This is a genomic window from Thioalkalivibrio sp. ALE20 (assembly GCF_000381405.1).
In the GTDB taxonomy this organism is placed as follows: Bacteria; Pseudomonadota; Gammaproteobacteria; order Ectothiorhodospirales; family Ectothiorhodospiraceae; genus Thioalkalivibrio.
On record NZ_KB906490.1, the window covers coordinates 1 to 6,984 of the forward strand.

Sequence of the window (6,984 nt, forward strand, 5' to 3'; positions counted from 1 at the left end):
CTCACCGCCTTCCGGCACATCCTGGCTTTCGCCGCTGATGTCCAGCGTGCCCTCACCCTCGGCCGGATCGTCCGCATTCACGGTCAGATTCGACTCAACCGCATCCAGCTCGGCCGTATCCTGCGCCGTGATGTCGTTGCCGTTGTTGTCGGTCGCTTCGGCATCGATGGTGAGTTCGCCGTCGGTCAGGCCGCTAACGTCGACATCGTCCACGCTGTAGTCGCCGTTTTCGTCCACGGTGGCCGTGGCGGTGACAGTGTTGTCGTTCTGGTCGGTAATGGTGATCGCCACCACGCCGCCTTCGGCCACATTCGCACTCGTACCGCTGAGGTCCAGCGTCGCCGCGTCGTTGTCGACGGTGGCTTCCACGCTCAGCGCGAATTCCTCCGGCACGTCCACAGCTTCAGCATCTTCTTCGGTCAGGACAATTCCTACATCTGGAGTCTCACCGGCATCACCGAGCACGTTGGATCCATAGAGATAGCTCACCTCACCCACTTCTTCGGTGTTGCGGGCGATGCGTACGAAACCGCCGCCTTCGCCGGCCGGGCCGCCGTCAACACCCGCGGCCGGGGCTTCGAGCAGGTCGGTAATGTCTTCACCGCGATCGAGGGCGGCGATGATCTCTTCGACGGTGGCCTCGGCAATTTCGCCGTCTTCCGGTACCGATTCGGCGGACTCCGCCAGATCGTCGGTGATGGTGGCGGATTCGTTACCCGCCAGGGACAGGGTCGACCCGTCTTCGAAGGCCATCTCGATGAAGGCACCGTCTTCAGCGATCACTTCCTCGCCGTAGAAGATATGGTCTCCGGGCTGCAGGACGCGGGTGTTGCCGTCTTCGTCCCGAGCAATAACCGTACCCACCACGGATTCGACGGTAGCGACAACTTCAGACATGACCTTCTCCTTGAATCCGGAAGCACTTCACAATTTTTGATGGGTACAAGCCTAGGGAAGTCGACGTGGGCACGACAGGTGTACCGAAGTACAGGTTTTGTCGGCTCGTCGAAGAGATAGTGCGAGAGTCGCCCGGAGGCACGCCAATGAAACCGCCGCGCGGGGTCTTCCCGGATTAACACGCTTTGCTACGCTTTTCGTATCCTGCGAGCGCAGCAAAGCGCATTACCGCCGTTAGCAAGGGGCTAGCGGCGGTAATGCGACTCAGGCGATCGGTTGATCCTCGCGCAGACGCGTCAGGTGGAGCACGAGCTGCACGCGATCCACTACGTTGAGCTTCTTGAAGACAGAGCCCAGGTGCATCTTGACGGTGCGTTCGGTCATGCCGAGCTGGCGAGCGATGTCCTTGTTGTGCGCCCCGGTGGTAACCGCCAGCGCGACCTGGCGCTCGCGCGGGGTCAGGTTCTCGAAGCCCTCGGGCGGAGTTTCCGGGTCACGGGGCTGGGCGCTGCGCACCGTACGGATCATGCGGGTCATCAGGTCCGGGCCCACCCACAGCCCCCCACCGGTGACCGTGGCCGCGATGGTTCGCAGCTGGGCGGCGTTGGTCAGCGCATGGCAGTAGCCGTGAGCCCCGGTATCGAACGCGCGAATGCCTTCCTCGTCGTGCGGGTGGCGCGAGTGCACGACCACACGGTGCACCAGCGTCATTTGCTTGACGTACTCCTCCCAGTCAGCCAGATCCGTGCCGATCCAGCAGGCCTCGGCGCCCTCCGGCAGGGTCGCCGGAAACGGCGGGCGCAGTACCTGGGCATCCGGAAAGGCCTCTTCCCAGCGCGGCGATGGCCGCGATGCCTGCTCCACCATGAAGATCTGCATATCGCTCAGCGCTCCGTAAAAGCCAGCTCGCCGGCGCGGAGAATCGGCTTGAGCAGGTACTGCATAACCGTACGCCGTCCGGTCATGATGTCCACCTGCGCGATCATCCCGGTCATGATCGGGTGTTCATCGTCGAACCCGGTCTCTTCGGTGCGCACCCGCACCTTGTAAAAGGTGTTGCCGTCATCGTCCGTGATGGTGTCCGGACTGATGTGCTCCACAGTTGCGTCCAGCGTGCCGAACAATGCGAACTCATACGCTGTAAATCGAACCTTGGCCCCCATCCCGGGACGCAGATAGGCGATGTCCTGCGGCGAGATCCGAGCCTCGATCAAGAGCTCGTCTTCCAGCGGCACGACCTCCGCCACTTCACGGCCGGGCGAGATCACCCCGCCGCGTGTGGTCGTGAACAGGCGCTGGACAATACCGCGCATCGGCGAGCGCACTTCGGACAACCGCACCCGATCCTCCAGGCCCTCGGCGCCTTCCGCCAGTTCTTCCAGGCGCCCCAGCGTGTCGGACAGATCCGAACGCCAATGATTGCGGAAATTCAGGCGAACCTCGCGGATATTCTCGTTCGCCTCCTCGATCGCAGCCTCCAGGCGCGCGATCTGGGCGGTCGCCTGTTCGCGGTCCCCTCGAGCGTTGGATACCTCACGGCGAAGGCGTAGCACCTCCACTTCCGATACCGCACCGCTCTCCACGAGCGGCTCGGTGACCTCCAGTTCACGGCTGGCCAGCTCCAGTGCGCGGATGGCCTGACTGCGCCGCGCACGAACTTCGTTCAGTTCTTCGCGCCGCTGGCGAAGCTGTTCCTCGGCAATGCGAATCCGGGAGCGCATCTCCTCCAGGCTTTCTTCGTAGAGGCGCTGCTCCTGCTCGACGATCGCCGGTGGGCCCGCCAGGAGGTCCGGAGTCAACAGGAACTCGGTATCCGTCACCAGCGCCATCAGCCGGGCACGACGGGCCTTCAATGCAAACTCGCTGGCCCTGGCCTCGCCCAGATCGGAAAGGAAACGGGTCGGATCTACGCGAACCAGAACCTCGCCTTCCTCGACCACGTCGCCTTCGCTTACGAGCACCTCGGAAACCACACCGCCATCCATGGACTGAAGCACCTGCAGGTTCTGCGATGGGATCACCCGCCCGTCACCGCGGGCGATTTCGTCGATCTCGGCGATCGAGGCCCAGTAAACCAGCAGGCCCAGTGTGATCAGGATCCCGTAAAGCAGCGCGCGGGCACGGATCGGGCGTTCCTGAATCTGGGTCCAGTCGGCGTCCGAGGCCCAGTTGCGATGATCACCCCCTCCCCTAGTCAGCCAGGGGCGAAAGATCCGGTCGACCATCGGGGCGCCCACCTTCCCGGCCTGGTCCATGCCACGGCCGAGCGCCTCGAATCCCTGGCCTTCCTTGCGCGTGCGCTTGCTCATGTCTGCGCCTTGCCCACGCGTCCTTCCCGCAGTGCCTGGACAACCTGCTCCTTCGGCCCGTCGGCCACCACGCGGCCCTGGTCCAGCACGATGATCCGATCCACCAGCTCCAGCAGCGAGGTGCGGTGGGTGACGATCACGGTGGTGCGGCCCTGAATGAACTCTGCCAGACGGCGTTTCATGCCCTGCTCGGTGGAGTTGTCCATGGAGCTGGTCGGCTCGTCCATCAACAGCATACTGGGCTCGTGCAGGACCGCCCGCGCCACACCGACACTCTGCTTCTGCCCGCCCGAAAGCCGGCTCCCCCGCTCCCCGACCTGCAGATCAATCCCTTCCGGATGGGTATTGATCAGATCCTCGATACCCGAGATCGCAATCGCCTTGCGGATCGCCTCGTCGTTGGCCAGCGGATCGGCCGCCACCAGGTTCTCGCGCAGACTCCCGTAGAACAGCGTGACCTCCTGGCCCACATACCCCAGCGACCGCCGCAGCTCGGCCGGGTCCAGCTGGCGCACGTCAATTCCGTCCACCAGCACCGCGCCGGAGGTCGGCTGATAAAGCCCCATGATCAGCTTGGCCAGCGTGCTCTTACCCGAACCCACGCGTCCCAGCACGGCGACGTGTTCGCCCGGCTCGATCTTCAGTGAAACGCCCTGCAGCGCCGGCGTGGCGGATTCGGGATAGGCGAAGCCTACATTGCGAAACTCGATGGCACCCTCAAACCGGTCGCGGCTCAGGAAGTGTGAGTCCGCCGGCCGCTCGACCGGTAGCGCCATGATCTCGTTCAGCGAGCCGAGCGCGGTCGAGGCCTGGTGATACTGCATCAGCAGCCCAGCGGTCTGGCTGATCGGCGCCATCGCGCGCGAGGAGATCAGGTAGGCCGCAATCAGCCCGCCCATGGAGAGGTCCCCCTCCATGAGCAAGAACACGCCGAGCACGATGATGGCGACGCCGACCGTGTGCTGCGCCCAATTCGCCGTGTGCGTCACGCTTGCGGTTAGCAGTCGATTCTGCGCACTGGTCCGGGCCAAGTGGGTCGTGGCGCGTTCCCAGGCCGCCTGCACGCGCCCCTCCGCGCCCAGGGCCTTGAGCGTCTCGGCGCCGGTGAGGCTCTCGACCAGGGTCGAACTGCGCTGCGCCGCCACCCGGTAGCTCTCCTCCGCGAGTGCGTGCAGCTTGCGATGGATCGCCGTGGCATAGAGCAGGAGCAGCAACGCGCCAATAGCCACAGGTATCGCCAGCGGCCAGGCAATCAACGCGATGATGACGATGAACATCAACGCAAATGGCAGATCCACGAAGGCAATGATTGTCGCCGACGATATGAAGCTGCGCACCGACTCGAACGCGCCGATGCTGGAGGCAAACGAGCCTACCGACGCCGGGCGATTCTCCATGCGCAGGCCCAGCACCCGCTCCATGATGTGGGAGGAGAGCTTGACGTCCGCGCGCATTGCCGCCTTGTCGACGAAGTGGCTGCGCATGGTGCGCAGGATCAGGTCCGCGATCAGCACGATCACGACACCCGCCGCGAACATGAACAGCGTCTCGGTCGCGTGATTCGGGACCACGCGGTCGTACACGTTCAGCACGAACAGGGGCATCGCCAGCGCGAAGATGTTGATCATCACCGCGGCGATCAGCACGTCGCGATACAGCGGCCGGTTCTCGCGAATGACCCGCCAGAACCAGTGCCCCTTGTTTTCCTTCGAGACCTGCGGGGCGCGCGCATCCATCCGGAACTCGGGACGGACGTAGATGGCCCGGCCTACGTAGCGCTCTTTCAGCCGCTTCAGCGGCACATCGATGACCGCATCACCCAGCTCGGGGTCGATCACCCGCGCCACGCTCTTGTCTTCGTTCCAGCCGACCAACACCCAGGCCTCGTTCTGGTCGAGCAGCAGCAGCGCAGGCAGCAGGTCGTCCTTCAGCCCGCGGGCGTCGCGGGTAACGGTGCGCGTGGTCAGGCCGGCACGCTGCGCCGCACGCGGAACCAGAGACGGGCACAGCCGCCCGTCATCCAGCGGCAGTCCCGCAAGCGCGGAATCCGGGGTCAGGCGCAGCCCGTGCATACGGGCGATCAGGATCAGCCCGCCGAGCAGGCTGTCGGGGCGGCCCTCCTGATCCAGGACCGGCACCTCCGGTGCACCGTGATCCTCATCGCCGATGGACTCCGCTTCGGAAGCCCCGGATTTCGGGACTGAATCCCCGCGATCATCTTTGGAAGGAGGCTGGCTAATCGATATACCCCAAGGGCTGGGCACAAAAACTCAGTCGGCCCGCGCGCATCTGCGGGCGATAACGAGAGCAGGATCTTATCTCACCCCGTTCTGCGCCACAACGCACCGTCAGCGCTACACCGATGCGTCACGCGGCTTTAACACTTTCGGCGTGACCGAAAGAAATTCCGCAGCAGCTCGCTGGAACGCTTCGCCGCAACGCCATCAATGCATTCCAGACGGTGGTTATGCGCAGGGTGATGCAGCAGGTCGATCGCACCCCCGGTGGCGCCGGTTCGAGGGTCCGACGCCGCGAAGACCAGCCGCCCCACCCGCGCATGGACCATAGCGCCCACACACATGGAACAGGGTTCCAGCGTCACGTAGAGCGTGGTACCGGTCAGCCGGTAATTGGAACAGCGCTGGCCCGCCGCCCGCAGCACCCTGATCTCGGCATGCGCCGTCGCGTCATGCAGACCGATCGGCGCGTTGTGCGCGGCGGCCAGGCAATGACCCTCGGCATCGACCAGCACGGCCCCGACGGGCACCTCGCCGGTCGCGGCCGCCCGTTCCGCCTGCGCGAGCGCGAGCTCCATCCAGAAGGCATGCGCGCCCGCCTCCGTGGGTATCGGACCGCGATCACCGGGCCCCAGTGTCCGCGGGTCGTGTTCGAACTCAGCGGGCATCGTCCGGGCACACGGCGGCAAGCGCCTGTTCGATGGCACCGGCCAGATCCTGCGGCTTGCGCTGGGGCGCGAAGCGCTCGAGCACGGCGCCATCACGCCCGACCAGGAACTTGGTGAAATTCCACTTGATCGCGCGGGTGCCCAGCGCGCCCGGGGCCTGCTCTTTCAGGTAACGGTACAGAGGGTGCGCGCCCGCACCATTCACCTCGATGCGCGCAAACACGGGAAACGTAACCCCGTAGTTCAGCCCGCAGGCGCGTATCTGGTCCGCGTCGCCCGGCTCCTGGCCGCCGAACTGGTTGCATGGGAAGCCGAGCACGCGAAGGCCCTGCGCGGCGTAGCGTTCGTGGAGGGTCTGCAGCCCGGCATACTGGGGGGGTAAAGCCGCATTCGCTGGCCACATTCACGATCAGCAGCACATCGCCCCGCCAGTCGGCGAGAGGCTGGACGCCACCCCCTGGCAGCGGGGCCTCGAAGTTGAAGACGCCGGTCACGAGTTACTGTCAAAAGTGGTGTACGGGGGAATTGAGGAAGGCGGCGTATCCGGCTGGAATGGAAGTGCGAGCAACCAGCCAGCCAGAGGAGATACGCCACCATGGCTCACGATACGACAGACATCCCGAACGGACCTGAGGACCCGTTGACCGATCTGCTGCGCCGCGGGGCGCGGGATCTGATCAAGCAAGCGGTGGAGGCCGAGTTGCAGACGTTCATGGAGCGCTACGCGGAGGACCGCTTGCCGGACGGGCGCCGGGCAGTGGTGCGCAATGGCTATCAGCCGGAGCGCCGGGTCCAGACCGGCATCGGCGATGTGCCGGTGCAGGTGCCGAAGACCCGGGATCGGTCCGGCGGCGGCCGGCACTTCACGTCGAG

6 protein-coding genes and 1 pseudogene are annotated in these 6,984 nt (G+C 65.1%); 1 reads left to right on the plus strand and 6 read right to left on the minus strand.

Annotated features, from left to right (window positions below; all coding sequences use genetic code 11):
• From F790_RS14915 to F790_RS13975, 6 genes and pseudogenes are all read right to left on the minus strand, one after another.
• Positions 1–897: retention module-containing protein (locus tag F790_RS14915; protein ID WP_019592002.1), on the minus strand; the 897-nt coding region annotated here is incomplete at its 3' end.
• Between the two features lie 264 nt (positions 898–1,161).
• Positions 1,162–1,776, minus strand: coding sequence for a response regulator transcription factor (locus F790_RS0113490; protein ID WP_019592003.1), 615 nt, complete (start codon positions 1,774–1,776; stop codon positions 1,162–1,164).
• Between the two features lie 5 nt (positions 1,777–1,781).
• Complete coding sequence (locus F790_RS0113495) at positions 1,782–3,206, minus strand: HlyD family type I secretion periplasmic adaptor subunit (protein WP_019592004.1); 1,425 nt, start codon at positions 3,204–3,206, stop codon at positions 1,782–1,784.
• Entirely contained in the window at positions 3,203–5,374 is a 2,172-nt protein-coding gene (locus tag F790_RS0113500; protein ID WP_051081931.1) for a type I secretion system permease/ATPase, read from the minus strand. The genes F790_RS0113495 and F790_RS0113500 overlap by 4 nt, the downstream gene beginning before the upstream one ends.
• A 209-nt stretch (positions 5,375–5,583) precedes the next feature.
• Complete coding sequence (tadA, locus tag F790_RS0113505; RefSeq protein ID WP_019590479.1) at positions 5,584–6,111, minus strand: tRNA adenosine(34) deaminase TadA; 528 nt, start codon at positions 6,109–6,111, stop codon at positions 5,584–5,586.
• Positions 6,101–6,605, minus strand: a pseudogene (locus tag F790_RS13975) (glutathione peroxidase). Before F790_RS13975 ends, tadA begins: the two are co-directional and overlap by 11 nt.
• Before the next feature lie 101 nt (positions 6,606–6,706).
• Here F790_RS13975 and F790_RS0113515 point away from each other — a divergent pair.
• Positions 6,707–6,984, plus strand: a 278-nt coding sequence (locus F790_RS0113515; RefSeq protein ID WP_196800609.1) for a transposase, incomplete at its 3' end; no start/stop codon positions are given.

Excerpts from the sequence above, each read along its gene's own strand:
- tadA (WP_019590479.1), bottom strand. The coding sequence starts at position 6,111 with ATGCCCGCTGAGTTCGAACACGACCCGCGGACACTGGGGCCCGGTGAT.
- F790_RS0113490 (WP_019592003.1), bottom strand. The coding sequence starts at position 1,776 with ATGCAGATCTTCATGGTGGAGCAGGCATCGCGGCCATCGCCGCGCTGG.
- F790_RS0113495 (WP_019592004.1), bottom strand. The coding sequence starts at position 3,206 with ATGAGCAAGCGCACGCGCAAGGAAGGCCAGGGATTCGAGGCGCTCGGC.